Origin of the sequence: Mycolicibacterium sp. TUM20985 (assembly GCF_030295745.1) — a bacterium.
In the GTDB taxonomy this organism is placed as follows: Bacteria; Actinomycetota; Actinomycetes; order Mycobacteriales; family Mycobacteriaceae; genus Mycobacterium.
In genome coordinates, this window is sequence record NZ_AP027291.1 from 4,199,757 (window position 1) to 4,217,861 (window position 18,105).

20 protein-coding genes are annotated in these 18,105 nt (G+C 66.2%); 7 read left to right on the plus strand and 13 right to left on the minus strand.

The genetic code is table 11. The annotated features are described in order from the left end of the window. Positions 1 to 167 precede the first annotated feature (167 nt). Complete coding sequence (locus QUE68_RS20625) at positions 168 to 500, plus strand: rhodanese-like domain-containing protein (RefSeq protein ID WP_284228101.1); 333 nt, start codon at positions 168 to 170, stop codon at positions 498 to 500. Between the two features lie 53 nt (positions 501 to 553). Here QUE68_RS20625 and QUE68_RS20630 read toward each other — a convergent pair whose 3' ends face one another. Further along, positions 554 to 922, minus strand: coding sequence for a carboxymuconolactone decarboxylase family protein (locus QUE68_RS20630; RefSeq protein WP_284235424.1), 369 nt, complete (start codon positions 920 to 922; stop codon positions 554 to 556). 125 nt (positions 923 to 1,047) lie between these two features. Between QUE68_RS20630 and QUE68_RS20635 the strand changes: the two genes are divergently transcribed. Further along, entirely contained in the window at positions 1,048 to 2,790 is a 1,743-nt protein-coding gene (locus QUE68_RS20635; RefSeq protein ID WP_284235423.1) for an aminotransferase class V-fold PLP-dependent enzyme, read from the plus strand. Here the strand turns inward: QUE68_RS20635 and QUE68_RS20640 are convergent. The 6 genes from QUE68_RS20640 to QUE68_RS20665 are packed head-to-tail and all read right to left on the minus strand — an operon-like array spanning position 2,787 to position 7,248. Then, entirely contained in the window at positions 2,787 to 3,560 is a 774-nt protein-coding gene (locus QUE68_RS20640; RefSeq protein WP_284235422.1) for a sulfite exporter TauE/SafE family protein, read from the minus strand. The two genes, QUE68_RS20635 and QUE68_RS20640, sit on opposite strands and share 4 nt — an antisense overlap. A gap of 34 nt (positions 3,561 to 3,594) precedes the next feature. Next, a complete protein-coding gene (locus tag QUE68_RS20645; protein ID WP_284235421.1) occupies positions 3,595 to 4,008 on the minus strand; it encodes a DUF302 domain-containing protein in 414 nt (137 codons plus the stop codon). A 1-nt stretch (position 4,009) separates the two neighbouring features. Further along, the gene (locus QUE68_RS20650; protein WP_284235420.1) at positions 4,010 to 4,216 is read right to left on the minus strand and encodes a hypothetical protein; all 207 of its coding nucleotides are present in this window, start codon (positions 4,214 to 4,216) and stop codon (positions 4,010 to 4,012) included. A 29-nt stretch (positions 4,217 to 4,245) separates the two neighbouring features. Further along, on the minus strand, positions 4,246 to 4,608 hold the full coding sequence (gene trxA / locus QUE68_RS20655; RefSeq protein WP_284235419.1) for a thioredoxin: 363 nt from the start codon (positions 4,606 to 4,608) through the stop codon (positions 4,246 to 4,248). A 34-nt stretch (positions 4,609 to 4,642) separates the two neighbouring features. Beyond that, positions 4,643 to 5,845, minus strand: coding sequence for an NAD(P)/FAD-dependent oxidoreductase (locus tag QUE68_RS20660; protein WP_286274331.1), 1,203 nt, complete (start codon positions 5,843 to 5,845; stop codon positions 4,643 to 4,645). A gap of 23 nt (positions 5,846 to 5,868) precedes the next feature. Beyond that, positions 5,869 to 7,248: an MBL fold metallo-hydrolase gene (locus tag QUE68_RS20665; protein WP_284235418.1), complete on the minus strand. Its 1,380-nt coding sequence runs from the start codon at positions 7,246 to 7,248 to the stop codon at positions 5,869 to 5,871. A gap of 258 nt (positions 7,249 to 7,506) precedes the next feature. On the opposite strand from QUE68_RS20665, the gene QUE68_RS20670 reads away from it, so the two are divergent. Next, complete coding sequence (locus tag QUE68_RS20670) at positions 7,507 to 7,776, plus strand: metal-sensitive transcriptional regulator (protein WP_284235417.1); 270 nt, start codon at positions 7,507 to 7,509, stop codon at positions 7,774 to 7,776. A gap of 27 nt (positions 7,777 to 7,803) precedes the next feature. Here the strand turns inward: QUE68_RS20670 and QUE68_RS20675 are convergent, their stop codons facing one another. Beyond that, positions 7,804 to 8,892 carry an Rv2629 family ribosome hibernation factor gene (locus tag QUE68_RS20675; protein ID WP_284235416.1) on the minus strand — a complete coding sequence of 363 codons (1,089 nt, stop codon included), beginning with the start codon at positions 8,890 to 8,892 and terminating at the stop codon, positions 7,804 to 7,806. Positions 8,893 to 9,094: 202 nt separating this feature from the next. Between QUE68_RS20675 and QUE68_RS20680 the strand changes: the two genes are divergently transcribed. Next, the gene (locus QUE68_RS20680) at positions 9,095 to 9,451 is read left to right on the plus strand and encodes a hypothetical protein (RefSeq protein ID WP_284235415.1); all 357 of its coding nucleotides are present in this window, start codon (positions 9,095 to 9,097) and stop codon (positions 9,449 to 9,451) included. A gap of 1 nt (position 9,452) precedes the next feature. Here the strand turns inward: QUE68_RS20680 and fdxA are convergent, their stop codons facing one another. From fdxA to QUE68_RS20695, 3 genes are all read right to left on the minus strand, one after another. Further along, on the minus strand, positions 9,453 to 9,782 hold the full coding sequence (fdxA, locus tag QUE68_RS20685; protein ID WP_284235414.1) for a ferredoxin: 330 nt from the start codon (positions 9,780 to 9,782) through the stop codon (positions 9,453 to 9,455). Positions 9,783 to 9,853: 71 nt separating this feature from the next. Beyond that, the gene (locus QUE68_RS20690) at positions 9,854 to 11,734 is read right to left on the minus strand and encodes an acetate--CoA ligase (protein ID WP_284235413.1); all 1,881 of its coding nucleotides are present in this window, start codon (positions 11,732 to 11,734) and stop codon (positions 9,854 to 9,856) included. Then, positions 11,731 to 12,024 (minus strand): DUF1918 domain-containing protein, encoded by a 294-nt coding sequence (locus QUE68_RS20695; protein ID WP_284235412.1) that lies wholly within the window; start codon positions 12,022 to 12,024, stop codon positions 11,731 to 11,733. The genes QUE68_RS20690 and QUE68_RS20695 overlap by 4 nt, the downstream gene beginning before the upstream one ends. A gap of 190 nt (positions 12,025 to 12,214) precedes the next feature. On the opposite strand from QUE68_RS20695, the gene QUE68_RS20700 reads away from it, so the two are divergent. Continuing rightward, entirely contained in the window at positions 12,215 to 13,600 is a 1,386-nt protein-coding gene (locus QUE68_RS20700) for a wax ester/triacylglycerol synthase family O-acyltransferase (RefSeq protein WP_284235411.1), read from the plus strand. Here the strand turns inward: QUE68_RS20700 and QUE68_RS20705 are convergent. Together QUE68_RS20705 and QUE68_RS20710 are read right to left on the minus strand one after the other, a co-directional pair. Further along, positions 13,586 to 14,473 carry a universal stress protein gene (locus QUE68_RS20705; protein WP_284235410.1) on the minus strand — a complete coding sequence of 296 codons (888 nt, stop codon included), beginning with the start codon at positions 14,471 to 14,473 and terminating at the stop codon, positions 13,586 to 13,588. The two genes, QUE68_RS20700 and QUE68_RS20705, sit on opposite strands and share 15 nt — an antisense overlap. Positions 14,474 to 14,486: 13 nt before the next feature. Further along, positions 14,487 to 15,977 (minus strand): bifunctional aminoglycoside phosphotransferase/ATP-binding protein, encoded by a 1,491-nt coding sequence (locus QUE68_RS20710; protein ID WP_284235409.1) that lies wholly within the window; start codon positions 15,975 to 15,977, stop codon positions 14,487 to 14,489. Positions 15,978 to 16,132: 155 nt separating this feature from the next. Here QUE68_RS20710 and QUE68_RS20715 point away from each other — a divergent pair, with 155 nt between their 5' ends. Beyond that, positions 16,133 to 17,131: an Acg family FMN-binding oxidoreductase gene (locus QUE68_RS20715; protein ID WP_284235408.1), complete on the plus strand. Its 999-nt coding sequence runs from the start codon at positions 16,133 to 16,135 to the stop codon at positions 17,129 to 17,131. A gap of 104 nt (positions 17,132 to 17,235) precedes the next feature. Further along, on the plus strand, positions 17,236 to 18,105 hold the full coding sequence (locus tag QUE68_RS20720) for a universal stress protein (RefSeq protein ID WP_284235407.1): 870 nt from the start codon (positions 17,236 to 17,238) through the stop codon (positions 18,103 to 18,105).

Genomic DNA, 18,105 nt, shown 5'->3' on the forward strand with positions numbered 1-18,105 from the left:
GATGCACCAGACATCTCCGCCACGCTCAAGCTGTGCGATACTATACCCCAGGGGGTATACTATGCGTGAAGGTACACAGCACTTCGGAAGGCACCACGTGACCACCTCAGAAGCACCCGAGCCGCCGACGACATCGAAGCCGCAATCCGCGTGAGCAGCAAGGGGTGATGGACGTGTTTGAGGTCGATCCGGCCGGGGCGATGGGGCTCGTCGACTATTCCGGCGCCCTCCTGCTCGACGTTCGCGAGGACGACGAGTGGGCAGCAGGGCACGCTCCCGGCGCCGTCCACGTGCGACTTGGCGACCTCGACCCGCTCACCTTCGACAGGACCGCTCCCGTCGTCACGGTGTGCCGGTCGGGCAACCGATCCGGTGTGGCGGCAACGAAACTCGCGACGGTCGGGATTACCGTCTACAACTTGGTCGGCGGCATGGGGGTGTGGCAGGAATGCGGACGACCCGTGATTCGCGACGACGGTACGGCGGGCACCGTCATCTGATGCCCGCGCTCCCCCGGCGACTCATGGCGAGGCCGGGGCAAAACCAGTCCCGGTCACGTCGACTGCTCGTCGCTGGGATCAGCGAACTCGCAGAAGGCGGCGTAGGCGCGTGCGCCGTAAATGGTGGCCGGACCACCATGCATCATGATGCTGACGCCGATGGCCTCGGCCGCCTCCTGCTTCGTTGCGCCTGTGCGGACCGCAGCCCGCGCATGGGACGCGATGCATCCGTCGCAACCCTCTACTACTCCGATCACCATCGCCATCAGTTCCTTGATCTTGGCCTCGATTGCGCCGGTGCCCATTGCGGCTCGGCTCAACGCGCCGAACCCGTCGTAGACCTCGGGAATCATCTGCCGAAGTGCACGATGCTGCGGCTTGAGCTCGTCGAGGACGGCGGTGTGGTGTTCGTACTCGGTCATGCGCCCAACATATGCGGCTGCGGCATGAAGCAGCAGAGACTAATGACCCTGGTGTGGAACCACTTACAGGAACCACACTGGCGGTGGCAAAGTCCTCATTCGTCATTCGAGAGGGGGGTGACCACGTGACGACCACCGCCAGGGGTCCGGGCGATCCGGCGTCGCCGCTACCGACCTCTGCCCTCCTCGAGCGGGTCCGGCGGGGCGTCATCGGCGAGGACGCGGTCCTCGACGGGCCATACGGTCGACGCCGGATCACCTATGCCGACTACACCGCATCTGGGCGATCACTGGATTTCCTCGAGGACTTCATCCGAGAACACGTGTTACCGCGCTATGCCAACACCCACACCGAAAGTTCCGGCACCGGGCTACAGACCTCAGTGCTACGGCGAGACGCGCGCCAAATCATCCATGCCGCAGTAGGCGCCACCGAGGACGATCTGGTGATCTTCTGCGGATCCGGCGCGACGGCGGCGGTGAACAAGCTGGTCGACATCCTCGAATTGCGCATCCCGCGCAGCCTGGCCAACCGATACCGATGGAACGATCAGATCTCCGAACAGGAGCGCCCGGTGGTCTTCGTCGGCCCCTACGAACACCACTCCAACGAGCTGCCATGGCGGGAGTCCATTGCCGAGCTCGTCGTGATCGACGATGATGCCGACGGACACATCGATCTAGGGCAACTCGAGCAACGGCTCGTCCACTATGCCGACCGACCATTACGCATCGGCAGCTTCTCTGCCGCCTCCAACGTCACAGGGGTGTTATCCGACACCGACCGGATCGCCGCCCTACTGCATGCGCACGGCGCCTTGTCCTTCTGGGACTACGCAGCTGCCGGTCCCTACGTCCCAATTCGGATGCGAAACAGCGCTTCCGGTCGCGATGACCACAAGGATGCCGTCTTCCTTTCGCCGCACAAGTTCATCGGCGGGCCTCAGACCCCCGGTGTGCTGGTGGTCCGCCGAGAGCTGGTGCGCAACGTGGTACCAACCGCGCCGGGGGGCGGAACGGTCGCATTCGTCGACGCGACAGACCACCGCTACCTCGACGACCCCGTCGCCCGCGAAGAGGGCGGCACCCCGGCCATCATCGAATCGATCAGGGCTGGGCTGGTCTTCGCGCTCAAGGACACCGTCGGGACCGACCTCATCGAGCAGCGCGAACAGCAACTTTGGTGTCGGGCCCTGGACCGCTGGCAGACCCACCCGAACATCGAGATCCTCGGACATCCTGAGGCTCAACGGCTTTCCATCGTCTCCTTTCGGATCCGTTCCGGCGCTCAGCGCTATCTGCACCATAACTTCGTCGTAAGTCTGCTCAACGATCTATTCGGCATCCAGGCTCGCGGCGGCTGCTCCTGCGCCGGCCCCTACGGGCATCGGCTTCTGACCATCGACGCGCAGCATTCTCGCGCCTATCGCGACGTAATCGAGTCAGGTTGTGAGGGAATCAAACCCGGTTGGACTCGGATCAACTTCAACTACTTCATCTCCGAGACCGTGCGCGACTACCTGATCGACGCCGTGGAACTACTGGCCTCATTTGGTCACCGCCTCCTCACCGACTACGTCTTCCATCCAGACACCGGGCTGTGGCACCACCGGATGGGCTCCATTGAGCCACCCCTTCGCCTCACCGATCTCTCCTACGACGATTCCGGCGCCCTGATATGCCCGACGGACTGCGATACCCTCAGCGAATCAGCCCTCGCCGATCATCTCCGTGATGCCCGCGCATTGCTGGACACCCGTCCCGACGAGGCCCCCGATGACATCACCAGCCTGCCTGCGCACGTCGAATCATTGCGCTGGTTCCCGCTCCCCCGACAATGCGTGCTGACGGCCTCCCCGGCTTCCTAGTGGATGAAGACGGTGTCGACGAGCACATAGGCCGCTACGGCGAAGACCAAGTAGGCGAACCAATGTTGGAGTCGTCGGGTGTCGAGTTTGGTGCCGTAGTGGCCAGCGATCAGCGAACCGAGGATGGCGGTACCGACGAATGCGCCGGTGATGGACCAGTCGATGCCGCCCTGACTGACGTGCGAGACGACCCCCGCTGCCGAGTTGGCGACGATGATGAGAAGCGATGTGCCGATGGCGATCGGCATCTCCACTCCGAGCATCAACACCAGGGCCGGAATGATCAGGAAGCCACCTCCGACGCCGAAGAGACCGGTGAGCAGACCGACGAGGAACCCGGCGGGGATGGATCTCGGGGCACAGCGGCGCCAGTTGATACCGGAATCGCCGACCTTGCAGGCAGTCCCGGTGTCGCCGTTGTCCTGCAGCATCCGTATTCCCGCCAACACCATCACCACCGAGAAGCCGATTAGCAGTGCGGGTTGGGGTAGGTGTCTCCCGATGGCGGTACCGAGAAAGGTGGCTGGGATGCCGGCCGCAGCGAAGATCGCGGCCAGGCGCCACTGCACCTGCCCGGCGCGGATCTTGGGCAGTGCGCCCACTGCCGAGGCCGTGCCGACCACGATCAGCGACATCGGGATGGCCTGCTCGATGCCAAGTCCGAGTACGTAGACCAGCGCGGGCACCGCGAGAATGGATCCGCCACCGCCGAGCAGTCCCAGGAGCACGCCAATGACGACGCCAAGGGCCAAGGCGATTCCGATGCTCATCGATTGCCTCTCACCCGCACGTCGCGGGTTCTCGTCACGTGGCCTGAGCGCTGTGCGACAGTGCGTCGATCGCAGCGTGCAGTTTGGCTGCGGCGTCGTCGGCGACCTCGCGCAGGCCGGGGTGATCAGCCACTTGAACCATGATCTCGGGATTCAACGCTTCGACGATCACCGCGCCGTCGTCGTGTGGGTCCGAGCGCACGACCACGTTGCACGGCAACAGGAGCCCGATCTGTCGGTCCACGTTCACCGCCCGATGCGCGAGTGCCGGGTTGCACGCCCCGAGGATCAGGTAGTTCTCCATGTCTTCGCCGAGCTTCGCCTTCAGTGTCGCCTTGACGTCGATCTCAGTGAGCACGCCAAATCCTTGTTCGAACAGTTCTTTTCGGGTCATCTTCACTGCATCGTCGAACGAGGCGCGCAGTGTGGTGGATATTGCAAGGGCCATCTTAGTTCTCCTCTGACAGGAGGGTCTGGTGACCGCGGATGCCGCGCCCCCAGGAGCTCGCCGTGGTGGCATGTGGCTGCGGCGCGGAGTTCGGCGCGCAGGTGCATCGCTGCGCCACCGGAACCGAGCGCATCACGTCGTCGACGTGTTCGCCACAACCGGCCCAGCCGGTCTTACCGCAGGTGGGGCACTTCTCGGCGTAGCACATGGATTCTCCTAGTTTGGTTATAGATTCGGTCAGGCAGTCGCGGCGGCGGCCTTGGCGCGTACTTCGGCCATGTCGAGCGCCTTGACCCTGGCGATGAGGTCCTCGAGGGCCGCAGCCGGCATCGCGCCCGGCTGGCGGTAGACCAGGATGCCGTCGCGGAACGCCATGATCGTCGGGATCGCCTGGATTTCCAGGGCCCCGGCCAGCTGCTGCTCGGCTTCGGTGTCGACCTTGGCGTGGACCACGTCGGGGTGCGACTGGGCGGACCGGTCGAAGACCGGCGCGAACGCGCGACACGGCCCGCACCACGAGGCCCAGAAGTCGACGAGCACGATGGAATGGTCGGCAATGGTGGTCTCGAAGTCGACGCGGGTGAGATTCTTGATGGTCATGGCAGTCTCCTTTGGTTGTGCCGCAATCGGATTACTACGCGAGGCCCTTGAGCATGAGATTCCAGTACATGAACGGAAGCCCGTATTTCTTGAGGTACCAGTACGCGCGGTGGGGAACCGTCGGGTTCAGCAGGGGGAACGATGGCTCCAGGTTCAGGTCGTAGTCGAACTCGGCGAGAAGCATCGCGTGCGACGACGTGACGATCGGGCACGACGAATACCCGTCATAGGACGCCGACAGCGCACGCTGCCCGAGGTAGGCGTCGACGTTGTCGACGACCACGGGGGCCTGCTTGCGGATCGCGGCGCCGGTCTTGGAGTTCGGCGACGAACCGGCGTCTCCGAGGGCGAAGACATTCGGGTACCGCACGTGCTGCATGGTGTGCTTGTCGATGTCGACGTAACCCACGGCGTCACCGGTCGACAGCGGGCTGGACTTGACCCAGTCCGGGGCCGATTGCCTTGGCACGGCATGCAACACGTCGTAGGGCAGCATGGTGTCGGTCCCGCCGGCGGCGACGCTGGTGATGCCGACCTTGCGTGACGCTGCGTCGACGGAGGTGACTTCGGAGTTCGTATGCAAGGTGATGCCGTAGTCGGCGATGACCTTGTCGAGGCTGTCCGCGATCGCCGGAATCCCGAATGGCCGCGCCCCCGGCATGACGAGGTGGACGTCGATGTCCTTGAGCACCCCTTGCGTTCGCCAGTAATCGGCGGCCAGATACGCGATCTTCTGTGGTGCGCCCGCACACTTGATCGCGCCGGAGGGAACGGTGAAAACGGCACTGCCAGAACGGGTGTTTCGGATGAGGTCCCAGGTGCGCGGTGCGAGGTCGTATCGGTAGTTCGACGACACCCCGTTGTGTCCCAGGGTCTCCTCGAGACCCTCGGTGCGATTCCAGTCGAGCTGGATTCCAGGACACACGATGAGCACGTCATACTCGAAATTCGTTCCATCGCTGCAGCTGACGGTGTTCTGCTCTGGGTCGATCGCCGCGGCGGCCTTCTTGATCCACGTCGCACCCTTGGGCATCACCGAGGACTCAGCGCGCTCGGTGGACGACGCGTTGGCCTGCCCACCACCCACCAGGGTCCACAGCGGTTGGTAGTAATGCTTTGACGACGGCTCGATGACCGCGACGTCGGTGTGGCCCTTGCGGAGCAGGCGCGCTGCCACGGTAATTCCCGCGGTTCCGCCGCCGACGATCAGGATCTGATGTTTGGTCGTGATGGTCATGGGGGTGGGTCTCCTAGGTTCGATTAGGCGTTTTGGTGTGCGTCGGCCCAGGCGCCGTAACCGCCCAGGATATCGCTCACGTCATTGAAACCGTTGCGCCGCAGCAGACTTGCCGCCACCGACGACCGATAGCCGCCTGCGCAGTAGACCACCGTCGGCTTGGCGGGATTGAGCTCAGCCAGCCGGGACGGCAGCTGACCCACCGGAATCGGGATCGCGTTGGGGATGGCACCGGCCTCGACCTCGCCGGGGTTGCGGACGTCGACGACCTGTAGATCGCCGATCCGCGACTCCCGTTCGTCGAACGCGTTGGCCGTCAACCGCGAGGCCACGTGGACGTCCCCCTGGTGGGTGAGCATCGTCTGAAACGGCTTTGCGAGGTAACCGATCACCCGGTCGAAACCGATCCGGGCGAGCCTGTTCTTACCTTCGCGTTCCTGGCCGGGTTCGGTGAACAGCACGACGTCGACGTCCGACGGCAGCACCGACCCGGCGAACTCGGCGTAACGACCTTCGAGTCCGATGTTGATCGCATCGCGCAGGTGCCCCATGGCGAACTCCTCGGGTGAGCGCCCGTCGACCAGGACCGCGCCGGCGTCGATCGCGGCCCGCACCTGCTCGTAGGACATTGCGGTGGGCATCTTGGTCTCGTCGAGCAGGCCGCGGTCCTTGCGGTTGAGGATGGCGTCGTAGACGAAGTAACCCGGCGCGGGTGGCTGGCCCTCGGTGACCAGGCCCATGAACGTCGCCTTGTCCGGCGCCCGCAGCGCGTAGTTGGTGGCCTTCTGGTCGCCGATGGTCGAGGACAGGTCGGTGGACAGGTTCTTCCCGCACGCCGAGCCCGCACCGTGCGCGGGATACACCCGCGTGGCGTCGGGCAGGGTCATCAGCTTGTCGTGCAGCGAGTCGTAGAGTTTGTCGGCGAGCTCTTCACGCGTGAACCCGATCGAGGCCAGCAGGTCGGGGCGGCCCACGTCACCGATGAACAGGGTGTCCCCCGTCATCACCCCGTAGGGAGTCGGGTCGTCGGCATGTTCGTAGACCACGATGCTCAACGACTCCGGGGTGTGCCCCGGGGTGTGGCGGAACTCCAGCATCACCTCGCCGAGCGGATAGCGCTGCCCGTCGGTGACGCCCATCGACGCGAACTCGGTCTCGGCGACCGAGGAGAACACGATCGTCGCGCCGGTGGCCTTGGCCAGCTCGAGATGGCCGGACAGGAAGTCGGCATGGAAGTGGGTCTCGATGACCAGTTCGATGGTCAAGCCCAATTCCTTTGCGTCGGCGATGTATTCGGCCACGTCGCGCTGCGGGTCGACCACGACGGCCCGACCGGTGGTCTCGTCACCGATCAGGTACGAGGCGTGGGACAGGCAGTCCAGGTAGTACTGCTGCAGGATCATCTTCGTCTTCCTTCTCGAGGTGCGGGACCGCCATCTTGGCGATGCCCCTACTCCTAAGTCAAGTACCCCCGGGGGTATTATATTCCAGCGCCGACAATACCCCACTGGGTATCTTGGCCACGCGTTTCAGCATACCCCCGGCGGTATATGTGAGCTAGAGACTTTCGTCACCGACGGGATGGTTCGGTCCGCCGACGACGTCTATACCCCCGTAGGTACCATGGAGGTGCCAGTAGGACGACTGACGGAGGACGACGCATGGTTGGCGACGAGCAGAGCATTGGCGCCGTGTTGAACCGGCTCCGGCGGGCGCAGGGGCAACTCAACGGCGTGATCACCATGATCGAACAGGGCCGCGACTGCAAGGACGTCGTGACGCAACTGGCCGCGGTCTCGCGCGCGCTGGATCGCGCGGGTTTCAAGATCGTGGCAACGGGACTCCGCGAATGCCTGACCGGTGAAGGCGCCGACGGTGCCAAGCCCATGACCGAGGCGGAATTGGAGAAGCTGTTCCTCGCCCTCGCGTGACCGCAGGTGATGGCCGCAGGCGGACGGCTAGCCGGTCCGGTACCGAAGCACCGCGCCGATGCCATCGGCGGGATCGTAGCTCGCGTCGGCGAGCACCAGGGCCGCCCCGCAACCGATGGCGGCGAACGGCAGCGCCTCGTCGGCCCTGACCACCCGTGCCACCGGTTCGCCGAGTTCGGATAGCGTGTCGGCGTCCGGGGCGACCGTTCGCCGATCCGCACCGGTGAGAACCGTTTGCTCACCGAGCTTCCCGACGATCAGGGTTTCGACGTCACCCGTGCGCAGGGCAGCGCAGACCGCGGCCATTCCCTCCGCGGCGAGCCCGGATCCTCGGGCCAGCTCGCCCGCGAAGTGCTCGCGGTGCCGAGCGTCCTCACCCGCCCGTCTCGTCCCGAATTCAGTGGCGACGGCGTCGTCGATGTCGACCTGCTGGGTCACCGAGCCGCGGGCGGCCGCGGGCAGTTGCGTGACGCAGGAAGCGATCCGTGGCGGCAGGGCCGCGACGACCTCCGTGCGAGACCGAACCGCACCCGCGACGAAGACCGCCTTCGCATCGACACGGTCGGCGAGCACGGTCAGCCGATCGGCCACGGCGCGGGTGTTCTTCCGAATCGCCTCGAGCGTTCGCGGCGAGGTGTCGGCGTAACCGTCCCCCGACGTTCCCCGATGTGCCGAATGTCCCGACGCGCTGATCTTCTCGGACCACCCTCGCGTTCCCCTGCTCACCACGACGTCTGCGCCCGTGTGGTCGACGCAGGCGAACACATAGGGCGAACGGCAGGTGCCGAACTCCACGAAAGGCATTACATGGGGATATTCGGAGATCCGAACCTCCGCAGTGACCGGCGGTACCGACAAGACCTCGTCGATCACGACACCCGAGGCCGTGGCGATGATGCCGCGGCCACGCCGCCCCACCACCGGCCGTCGGTGCAGCACGGCGGCTTCCAGGAGCGCCACTACGGCGTCGTCGACGCCGTCGAGCTCCTTGCGCAGATCGCTCCAGCGCGTCTCCAGCTGTGCCTGCGCGTCCGCGGTGTCATGGGAATCGTCGAAGTACATCGACACGAACGGCCCCGCCTGGGACACCAATGGTCGAAATCGCTGCGAGTGCACGTGAGGCTCCTAGTCGGGTCGGACGACCGGCGTCGATCGCTTCCGAACCTAACTGCGGTGAAGGCCGTGGGGCAGAGCCGTTCGCCACTCGATTCGGGTCTTTGGTCCCGAGGGGTCGGCAGGGCAAACGGGCCCTCCGGCTCTATGACCGACGCCGAGGTGATGGTCGAATTCGTCAGGAATCCAGGAGAGGTCGCCGATGATGCCCGACACAGATCTCGTGCGGGGCGCCGGTGAGACCGGCGTCGTAAGCCGGCGTTCCGGGCTCAACTGGCTGCTGGCACTCTTGACCATCCCCGGGGCGGCCCTTGTCATGCTCTACGCGGTCGGGCAGGTGATGACGTCGACGACCGGCTGTACCGACGAGGCGTGTCAACAGTCGGGGCCCGGCGACCTCTGGTTCGGCGTATTGACCTACGGCGCACCGATTGTCGCGCTGGTGACGATAGGTCTTTCATTCTTCACGGCGAAGCGGACGTTCGGGATCGTGGTGCCGCTAGCCGGTCTGGCCCTTCTCTTGCTCGAGGTCGCGGTCCTGGCGAAGACGTTCGGACACTAATTCAGAGCGCGGCGACCAATGGAGTGTCGACACCGACGCGGCCCAGCCCTTCTGCACCGCCGGGCATCCCCAGCGGCTGATCCCGCCCCGGCAGGACGTCGTGGAAGAACGCTGCGTTGTCCGCCAAGTGCTGGAGCTGGTCCTGGGGCACGTCGGTTTCGTAGTAGATCGCGTCAACCCGGCAGGCGATTCGGCACGCGCCACAGTCCACGCATTCCTCGGGCTGGATGTAGAGGATCCTGTCACCTTCGTAGATGCAGTCGACGGGACACTCCTGCACGCAGGACTTGTCCATGACGTCGACGCAGTCGCTTCCGATCACATAGGTCATGCCGAGCAGAATATCCAGTGGGCCGCCGCTCGACATGGGCCGAAGGGCACCTCGTGGAGGGCCCTTGGGCCTTACGACTGCAGGATCGGGCGCAAAGCGTGCAGCACCGCCGGGTCCTCGATCGTGGACGGAATGGGCTCATCCCTGCCGTGGGCGATACCGCGCATCGCCTTGCGCAGAATCTTTCCAGACCTGGTCTTGGGCAGCGCGGGGACCACGTCGACGTCTCGCAGACAGGCAACCGCGCCAATCTCCTGACGCACCAGCGCAACCAGCTCACCTGCCACGCCCTCGGCGGAGGCGCCCGCCTGAAGCACGACCAGTCCGCGGGGCACCTGGCCCTTGATCTCGTCGGCGACGCCGATCACCGCGCATTCGGCCACGGCGGGGTGTGTGGCCAGCACCGCTTCGATGGCCCCGGTGGAGAATCGGTGTCCGGCAACGTTGATCACGTCGTCGATGCGGCCCAGGACGAACAGGTAGCCGTCGTCGTCGAGATAGCCGCCGTCACCGGTCAGGTAGAAACCGGGATGCTCGCACAGATACGACGCCTCGTAGCGCGCGTCGTCACCCCACAGAGTGGGCAGAGTCCCCGGCGGCAGCGGCAAACGCAGGCAGATGGCGCCCTGCTCGCCTGGCTCACATCTGCTGCCGGAGGGGTGCAGGATGTGCACGTCGTAGCCGGGCATGGGGACCGTCGGCGAACCCGCCTTGAACGGCAGCGGCTCGATTCCCATGGGGTTGGCGGCGATTGGCCAACCCGTCTCGGTCTGCCACCAATGGTCGACGACCGGAACGTTCAGCCGGTCGAGTGCCCAGTGGTACGTATCGGGATCCAGACGCTCCCCCGCAAGGAACAGCGCCGTGAGCGTCGAGCGGTCGTGCTCGGCCAGGCATCGCCCCTCGGGGTCTTCCTTCCGGATGGCTCTGATCGCCGTCGGAGCGGTGAGAAGAACCTTCACCCCGTGCTCGGCGATCACGCGCCAGAAGGCTCCGGGATCGGGTGTGCCGACGGGCTTGCCCTCGTAGAGCACCGTCGTCGCACCGACCAACAGCGGGCCGTACACGATGTAGGAATGCCCTACCACCCAGCCGACGTCGGAGGCAGCCCAGAACACGTCCCCGGGCCCGACGTCGAACACGTGGCGCATGCTCCACGACAGTGCCACGGCGTGTCCGCCGTTGTCGCGGACGATGCCCTTCGGCGTACCGGTGGTCCCCGACGTGTAGAGCACGTACAGAGGGTCGGTCGCCGCGACCGGCACCGCGGCCACCGGCTGTGCCGTCGTCATCAGCTGATGCCAGTCGAGATCGCGTTCGGGCTTCAAGTCGCAGCGTTGCCGGTCACGCTGGACGATGACACAGTGCCGCGGCGGGTACTGCGCGGCGTCGAGGGCGGCGTCGAGCATCGGCTTGTACTGCACGACGCGGGACGGCTCGATGCCGCACGACGCCGACACGACCACACCGGGCCGGGCGTCGTCGATGCGCGCAGCGAGTTCGTGTGGTGCGAAGCCTCCGAACACGACCGAGTGCACCGCGCCGATGCGGGCGCACGCCAACATGGCGATGACGGCCTCGGGGATCATCGGCATGTAGATCACCACGCGATCGCCCCTGGCGACCCCCAACCCCCGAAGTACACCGGCGAAACAGGCTGTCTCGTGGAGCAACTCACCGTAGGTGTAGGTGCGCTGCGATGCGCTGACGGGTGAGTCCCAAATCAACGCCGGCTGGTTCGCGCGGCCATCGGCGACGTGACGGTCCAAGGCGTTGGCGCACGTGTTCAGCTCAGCGTCGGGAAACCACCGGTAGAACGGCGCCCTGGTGTCGTCGAGAACCCTGCGGGGCTCACGCGTCCACGTCACGGCCTTCGCGGCGTCCGCCCAGAATGCCGTCGGAGCTTCGAGGCTCGCCTGGTAGGTCGCGTGGTAGCCCGTGCGTTCGCTCATCGACCCGGCGCCGAACGGCCGGGCGCGGCCGCCCCGCCGTGGCGCATCTCCCGCTGGATCATGCCAAGTCGCGCATCCGTGCGCTCATCTGCAGCGCGCTGCTCCCCCGGGGTGACGATGACCGCGTCCGGGCCGGGAAAGACCAGTGCGTCATGATCGTTGGCTAGCCATCGCACCACGTATGGCGGTGTGCCGTCGGCAGAATGCACCTCGGTGATCAGCCCACGCTGCTCGGCACGCCCCGTCGTTGCGCTCTTGACCACCAACCAGTCACCGGTCTCGGCCTTCATCAATACTCCTCCATCGAGCTATGCCGCGATCATGCGACGCCCCGCCCCGGCACCGGCAGAGCATTTCGGCCGCGAGGTACTGCCAAAGGTCTCCGATCGGGGCGCAGGGACCTATGGCCCTGTGCAGCCGAGGCCGAAGTTGCGACAGTGGGGTTTTCGCCGGGGTTTCGCATCTGAAGGGAGTACCGGGATGCACAACGAGCGCTTGTCGGTTCTGGACGCTGGATTCCTGGAGGCCGAGGACTCCGACAGTCACGTGAGCCTGGCGATCGGCGCCCTGTCGATCCTCGAGGGACCGCCGCCGGCCTTCGCCGACCTCGTCGCACTGATAGGCGAACGCGTGCAGAGGATTCCGCGCTGCACCCAGGTGGTCAAACTGCATCAGTGGGACTGGAGCGCGCCGGAATGGGTCGCCGACACCGCGTTCGACATCGAACACCACGTCCGGCACACCGGGGTGACGAACCCGGGTGACGAGCCGGCCCTCTTCCGCGTCGTCGCCGATCTGATGGAACGGAAGTTGGACCGCACCCGGCCGCTGTGGGAATGCTGGATGATCGACGGAGTCGCCGACGGCCAGTGGGCGCTGCTGATCAAGATTCATCACTGCATCGCCGACGGCATCTCCGCGGGCAGCATCCTCATGCAGATGTGCGATGGCGACGATCCCGCGACGTTCGCCACCGACATCCACGGCAGCAAGACCGTCGAGCGGCGGCCCCGAATCGGTCTGCCCAGCTTGAATCCTCTCGATTGGGCGGCCGAATCCTGGCGTCTGTCCACGAGTGCCGCGCGCACCGCGTACCGGGTGACGGCAGGAGCCGCCGAGATCGCCGCGGGGATCGTCTCACCCGCCGCGCCGTCACTCACGGGCGCGGTGAGCGACCAACGGCGCTACAGCGCCGCCCGGGTCCCGCTGGCCGACCTCGACTCGGTCCGGAAGCGTTTCGAGGTGACCATCAACGACGTGGCGCTGGCCGCGATCAGCGACAGCTTCCGGATGGCGCTGCTGCGGCATGGCCGTGATCCGAAGCGAAACTCGTTGCGCACGTTGATACCGGTGTCGTTGCGCTCCGCCGACAGCCTGCACGAGCCCGACAACCGGGTATCGGTGATGTTGCCTCTGCTCCCGATCGAGGAAGCCGACCCGGTACAACGACTGCTCACAGTGCATACCCGCTTGATGACGGCGAAGTCCAGCGGCCAGCGCCAAGCCGGCGGGATGATGGTCGCGGGGTCGAACCGTCTCCCGTTTGCGCTCACCGCATGGACGGTGCGGTTGCTCACCAGACTTCCGCAGCGCGGCGTGGTCACCGTGGCGACGAACGTTCCGGGGCCGCGTGAGCGGCTACGCGTAATGGACCGCGAGGTAGTCTCCTTGATGCCCGTGCCGCCCATCGCACTTCAGCTGCGGACGGGCATCGCCATCATGACTTATGCCGACCAATTGGTATTCGGCTTGATCGGTGACTTCGACGCCGAGGTGAGCGTCGACGAGCTAGCCGCGGGCATCGGCGAGGGCGTGCAGCGGTTGATCGACGTCTCGCTCGTCCACGATCGGTCACGCCGTCGCTGAATGGCACAGCACGACCGGAACTAGGGAGTGGTGCAGGAGATTCAGGGTGGTGGATCCGAGCAGGACGCCGGCAAGGGCGTTGCGTCCTCGATTGCCCACCACGATCAGCTGTGCCCCCTCAGCGTGCGCCAGCAGGGCCTGGCTCGGGCCGTACGGTTCGACGAAGGTGGTCACCTCCACGCGAGGGTAGCGCGCGCGCCATGCAGCGACCGATTCGGTCACCGCCCGACGCTCCGCGGCCTCCAATCGGCTTCCGTCCGTGAGGAAGGGAGCGATCGCCTCGTCGAGGGCCACCAATGTGGACCAACAGTGCACGACGCGTAGCGGCGCACCGAACAGATCCGCCAGCGCGAACGCTGCCGCCAGGGCCGCGTCACCGTGGGGCGAGCCGTCGATCCCGACGACCAGGGGTTGCACCGTCGGCGCCACGGCGACACCCCGCCATGCGACGAGCGGGCACATCGCGCGTCTCGCCACCTCGAGTGTGGTGGACCCCAGCAGCAGTGCGCCTGCGGGCGTCACCGCGGGGCCGCCCACGACGACGAGCCGGGCATGACCGCTGAGACGTGAGAGGACGGCACTGACGGGTTCGGCGAAATCCATTGTCGTGACGCTCAAGTCGTCGAAGTCGGCACGGACAGCCTCCTCAGCGGCCTTGAGGATCGCGGCGGCGGTGTCTCTCTGTTCGGCGATCTCCGCAGCGCGGATGGCCGCTGCGGCGTCGGACATGCTGTGCCCGAAGTAGGGATCGGCATGAACGAGGTGCAGAGGGCACGCCGACGCGTGCGCGATCGCGCCCGCCCAACGTGCGGCCGTCACCGACGACGGAGTGCCGTCGACGCCGACGACCACGGGTGCCGAATCGTTGGACATGTCCCTCCCCCTATCAGATGGCAAGGCAGCAGATCTGCTGCGCCTCGGCGACCGAATCACGCAGCGGCCCATGGGTATCGATGTGATGGAACTCGCTCCAGTCATCGCCCTCGGCCTCGAGGAGACCGGCGATGCGCGGAGTGGCATCGGAGTTGGTTCCCACCCGAGTGGCGATGCGCCGCTGCGCCTCGAGCAGAGGTACCGTACACGCGAGTTCCACGACGGGACAAAAGTGTTGGCGCGCCACGTCGCGCGCACCCTGACGCTGGCCGGGGTCACGCCACGTCCCGTCGAGGACGACCGACCGACCGCGGGCCAGCGTCACTGCCGCCCGGTGCAGGACTTCGTCGTAGACCGCCGCCACGTTCTCGTCACCGTAGAGGCCGGCGTCCGGGATGCCGACGACGCCGGCGATCTCGCCTACTTCGCGGAGTTCCTGGCGCACGTCGTCGGTCGAGATGACCCGGGCTCCCATCGATTCACCGAGTGCGCGGGCCAGTGTGGTCTTACCGCTCCCCGGTCCGCCGCCAACCAGCACGAGTCGAACCGTGCCCGTCTGAAGGTGGTTCACGGCGATGTCGAGATGGCGACGAGCGTCGACTTCCGCGGCCCCGTGACCCTGGTCGACCCTGATGCAATCGATCTTGGCGCGCACGACGGCGCGGTAGGCCACGTAGAAGTCGGCCAACGCGGCGTGCGCGACGTCGCCCGACTGCCGGCGATATTCGGCGAGGAAGAAGTCCGCCAGGTCCTTTCGCTCGAGGAACTCCAGGTCCATCGCCAGGAAGGCGACGTCGTCGATGCAGTCGACATGGCGCAGTCCGTCGTCGAACTCCAAGCAATCCAACAGCACTGGGCCACGGTCGGGGCAGAAGACGTCGTCGGCCAGGAGGTCGCCGTGCCCGTCGACGATGCGGCGCTCGGCGATCCGTTCGGCGAACAGCTCCGCCCGCCCGGAAATGAACTGGACGGCAAGACGTTCGATCTCGGCCAATGGCTCGGGCCCGACCACGGTTCCCACGTAGCGGCGCAGCTCCGACAGATTCTCCTGCCATCGCGCGCCGACCGCTCCCACCGTGGCCGAGGCGTCGATTTGGCGCGACCGGTCGGTGCGCTCGTGGAAGCGCGCCATCGTGGCCGCGATGGCCGTCAACGAGTCCTGCACCTGCTCGCCGCGGCGGACCATCGACGACAACCGCAATGAATCGGGGTACCGGCGCATGACGATGACCGGTTCGGCGGGCCCGCATCCCGGGCCACTCAGGTGGGCTAGGCCCAGGTAGCTGTCGGGAGCGAGGCGGCTGTTGAGCGCGACTTCCCTGGCGCAGACGTGTTCCCGGCTCTCGACCGTCCGGAAGTCGAGGAAGTCGGTGAGGACGGGCTTCTTGATCTTGTAGGCCCGATCGCCCACCAAGAAGACGATACCCGTGTGGGTTTCGCAGATCTGGGCGTCCGCCAAGGCAGGTGCGAGAACCACCGGGACGTCCGCGGAGGCTGCACTCATACCCACGATCATGTGCCCCGCGCGGGGCGCGGCGTACCGGCCGTCGGCCCCCTATTCCACGGGAAAGGTCCCAACTGTGAAGGGCATAAATACCCTGTTGCGCCGGAGCTGCCGGAGGCACGCTCGGTGGTGAACGATTCGCCAGGAGGACGACCATGCCGCAGACCGCGGTCGCGTACGAGGTCATTGAAGCCGCTGTCCAGCTGGCCTGCCGCGCGCCGTCCTACCACAACAGCCAACCCTGGCGGTGGGTCGCGGACGGAAGCACGCTCGACTTGCACCTGGAGCGCGACCGTCTGGTCACCACCGACCGTTCGGGCCGGGAGGCGTTGATCAGCTGCGGTGCCGTCCTCGACCATCTACGGGTCGCCATGGCCGCCGCCGGGTGGACGGCCAACGTCGACTACTTCCCAAATCCGAACAAGACCACGCACCTGGCGACCGTCGACTTCTCCGCGATGCCGTTCGTCACCGACGGCCACCGTCACCGGGCCGACGCGATCCTGCAGCGACGCACCGACCGCCTGCCGTTCGCACCCGTTCCCGATTGGGCCGCCCTCGAGGATCTGCTGCGTCGCGCGCTCGACGACGACGGGGCCGTCATGGACGTCCTGCGCGACGACGCCCGGCCTCAGCTCGCCGAGGCATCTCAGCTGACCGAGTCGCTGCGTCTCTATGATTCGTCCTATCACCAAGAATTATCCTGGTGGACATCGCCTTTCGACGTAACCGACGGAATACCGCAGAGCGCCCTGGTATCAGCGGCCGAAAGTGACCGCGTCGACGTCGGTCGAACGTTTCCGGTGACCCGACACGCCGAACGCCGCCTCGAGGTGCCCGAGGACCGCTCCACGATCGTCGCGCTGTCGGCCGTGGCCGATGACCACGGGGACATTCTGCGCTGCGGCGAGGCGCTCTCCGCACTACTCCTCGAGGCCACCCTCGCCGGGATGGCCACCTGCACGTTGACCCACCTGACCGAGGTCGCCGCGAGTCGCGACATCGTCAGCGGTCTGATCGGGCGCCCGTACCCGCAGGCGCTGATCCGGATTGGCCTGGCTCCGTCGCTCGATGAAATCCCGCCGCCCACGCCGCGTCGTCCCCTCTCCGACGTCCTGAAGTTCTCTCTGCGGGATGACAGGGGTCGTCTCTAGCTTCAGGACCATCGACGTCCAATCGGGGACTTAAGCCCCTGATCGAACCTGGCTGCCAGGCCTAGCGTCGATGGGCAAGAGCTTGCAAACCGTTGGGAGACACGATGCAGGACACGCACCAACCCTCACCGTGCGTAGTGGTCGGCATCGACGGATCTCGGGCAGGGGTCACGGCTGCGCTCTGGGCCGTCGACGAAGCCGTGCAACGTGACGTGCCGCTTCGGCTGCTCTACGCGATCGAGCCGAGTGCCGACAGCGACGAGCACCCGGACGTCGCCGCCCGTAGGTTGGCCACCGCCGAGCTGGCGATCCGCTATGCATTCGCCGCCGTCGAGGCCGCCGACGAGCCGGTGAAGATCGAGGTGGAGATCCTGCAGGAGCGGCCGACCGTGGCGTTGCTGAGGGCCTCGAGAACGGCGGCGATGCTCTGCGTGGGTGCCATCGGGCTCAGGCACACGGCCATGGGCCGGCTCGGTTCGACCGCGGCCATGCTGGCCTCGTCGGCGCAATGCCCGGTCGCCATCATCCGCGGCACCGAAGCCGGTATCGTCCCGCCGCGTCCCGTGGTCGTCGAAGTCGACGAGATGATCTCCTGCACCAACGTCTTGCAGCTCGGCATCGCCGAGGCGCGGCTGCGCGGCGCACCGTTGCGCGTGCTCACCACGTGGCAGTCCAGGTTCACCGACATCCACGATGCGCGCGCCGTCAGCGACGGAAACCGCCGCGCGAAGGCCCAACTCGACCGGCGCCTCTCCTGGTGGATCCGTAGAAACCCCGACGTCGACATCAAACCGGTGGTCGCGCACTGCAGCACGCTGAACTACTTGAGCAACAACGCCAAGAAGATTCAGTTGGTCGTGGTCGGGCGTGAGCGGTCACGCGGGCTCGGCGACGTGGTGGGCGCCGGCGTCGAAGTCGCCCTCCACGATTCTGGTTGCTCGGTTCTCGTGTGTGAACCGCACAACGCGTTATGA